This is a genomic window from Parendozoicomonas sp. Alg238-R29 (genome assembly GCF_947331445.1).
Taxonomy (GTDB): domain Bacteria; phylum Pseudomonadota; class Gammaproteobacteria; order Pseudomonadales; family Endozoicomonadaceae; genus Sansalvadorimonas.
Map to the genome: position 1 here is coordinate 1 of NZ_CAMZOG010000176.1, position 2,590 is coordinate 2,590.

At 57.3% G+C, this 2,590-nt stretch carries 2 protein-coding genes; both read right to left on the bottom strand.

Going from position 1 to position 2,590, the window contains the following annotated elements; all coding sequences use genetic code 11:
* Window positions 1-82: 82 nt before the first annotated feature.
* A complete protein-coding gene (gene istB, locus QMA35_RS21315; RefSeq protein ID WP_281649153.1) occupies window positions 83-838 on the bottom strand; it encodes an IS21-like element helper ATPase IstB in 756 nt (251 codons plus the stop codon).
* An 11-nt stretch (window positions 839-849) separates the two neighbouring features.
* Window positions 850-2,391, bottom strand: a complete 1,542-nt coding sequence (istA, locus tag QMA35_RS21320) for an IS21 family transposase (protein ID WP_281649154.1) — start codon at window positions 2,389-2,391, stop codon at window positions 850-852.
* Window positions 2,392-2,590 lie beyond the last annotated feature (199 nt).

Here is a 2,590-nt window from a genome sequence, read left to right on the forward strand (position 1 = left end):
TGCGTATTCCGGAGCATCCGGCCACTGATTCCGTTTACATCCGACACCCCATCCTGATGCCGTCAGTGCAGTGGGTGGCAGCTTAGGATGAACTCTCTTTGGGAGCGAGTTTTTTGCTCTTTCTCCTCATTGATTCTCCTTGTAACGGGATGCGGTGAGCGTTGTGGATCAGTCGGTCGAGGATGGCATCAGCCACCGTTGGGTCACCGATCATTTCATGCCAGTGCTCCACCGGGAGCTGGCTGGTGACCACCGTGCTTTTGACACTGTGCCGATCTTCCAGAATCTCCAGCATGTCCCGACGTTGCTGGTCACTGAAGGCTGCCAGTCCCCAGTCATCCAGTAGCAACACATCAACCCGGGCGAGGGTGGCCATCAGCTTCGGGTAACGACCATCCCCTTTGGCGATGTGCAGGTCCTGCAGCAAACGGGGAACACGATGATAAACCGCGGTGTATCCATCCCGGCAGGCTTTCTGGGCCAGAGCACAGGCCAGCCAGGTTTTGCCTACGCCTGTCGGCCCGGTCAGCAAGACATTCTGATGCTCTCTGACCCACTGACTGTCCAACAGTTGCCGGAACTGTTCACGGTTCAGGCCGCGCATAGGTCGGAAGTCGATATCTTCCATGCAGGCCGATTGTTTCAAGCGCGCCTGTTTGAGTCGGGTCGTCAGGCGACGGTTGTCTCGTTCGGTCGCTTCCCTGTCCAGCAGCAGACCGAGCCGCTCCTCGAAGCTCAGTTGGTGAAGTTCAGGGTTGGCCATTTGCTCGTCCAGTGCCGTCAGCATGCCGGTGAGTTTTAAGGCCTGAAGCTTGTCCAGTGTGGGGTTGCGCAACATGGTCAGTCTCCTCAGTTGTAGTAGAGTGCGCCGCGCACATTATCGTGACGCTCGGGGAGCGCGATGAGGGGCTGACTGTCTGGCAGCGGTTGTTGATCCTGTCCGTTGCGAAGGATGGCCTCAAGGGTTTTGTAGCTGCATGCCCCCAGATGCAGGGCGCGCTGGCAGGCTTTTTCCAGTCGCTCCGGGTTGTAACGCTTGCCCAGATGTATGATGCCCAGACAACTACGAAAGGCTTGTTCCGGATACTTGCGACTCTCCAGAATACGTACGACGACCTCTTCGGTATGTCCTCCGGTCTTGGCGGCCCAGTTTTGCAGACGCTCCGGTGTCCACTCGGCGTAGCGGCGGTGTTTCTCCGGCATGTGTTCAGGTTGTGTCGTATGTCGCCCCTTGAGGTGAGAGCGCACATGGCTGGCAACACGCTTGCCCTTCTGGAAGCATTCGATGGTCTGACCGGTGATACGCACGTCCAGCTGTTTTTTCACCAGGTTGTAAGGCACCGAGTAGAAGTGCTTGTTGACCTCGACGTGGTAGTCCATATGCACCCGGGCTTTCTTCCATTCGGCGAACTGGTAGCGCTCGGCTGGCAGAGGCTTCAAGGCCGGTTTGTCCAGGGTATCGAACAGGGACTGACGACATTCGTCCGGCATATTCTGGAACGGTTTGCGGTTCAGTTCCTCCAACAGAGGTTTGATGGCTTCGTTCAAAGCCTGCAGGGAGAAGAAGGTGCAATCCCTCAGCCGCGCCAGTATCCAGCGTTCCACAACCAGGACCGCGGTTTCCACCTTGCCTTTATCCTGCGGCTTGCGCACCCGGGCTGGCACAACAGCCACATGGTAGTGCTCCGCCAGATCCTGATAGGTCGGATTCTTCTCAGGCTCATAGCGGTGGGGGCTGGTGACCGCGGATTTGAGATTGTCCGGCACCAGCATATTAGGCACGCCACCCAGGTGCGCAAAGGTGCGGACATGGGAGCCGATCCAGTCTGGCAGAGATTGGCTCCAGGTCGCTTCGCAGTAGGTGTAACTGGAAGCGCCCAGGGTCGCAACAAAGATCTGGGCCTGACGGATCTCTCCCGTGGCCTGGTCTGTGACAGGCATGGTGTGGCCTGCGTAATCGAGGAAGAGCTTGTCACCGGCCAGGTGATTCTGGCGCATCACCACATCCAGGTGACGACGCCAGTCACGGTACTTGTCACAGAAGTAACTGTACTGGTAACCGTCGGGGCAGCCCGCTTTGTATTCTTGCCACAACAGGTTCAGGGTGACGCCCGGACGGCTCAGGTTCTTGTGGATGTGTTGCCAATCTGGTGTGATCCGCTCACTTTTACGGGCTTTTTCCGGCGTAGCGAACAGATGCTGTTCCAGCGCCTGTTCATCCAGCTCATCAGGAAGAGGCCATGACAGCCCGGAGCTCTGGAACCGGGTCAGGTAATCCTTCACCGTGGCGCGTGAGATATGACAGGAATGGGCGATACGGCGATTGCTCAGGCCATTCTCAAACTTGAGTCTTAAGACATCGCGAATTTTGCGCATGGGCAGTCTCTGCATGAGGCTATCAACTCTTCCTTGAGGGATTCAGGAAGAGCGTAGCGAGTGAATAGTCAGGACTGCACTGAGGCAAAAATCAGGGGTGACGGATGGCCCGTAATGACCGGCCGGATGTTTCCGGAATCAGTGGTCGGATGCTACCGGATTGCTATGCCGGATGTTTCCGGAATGGGTGGCCGGATGGCTCCGGAATACCCAA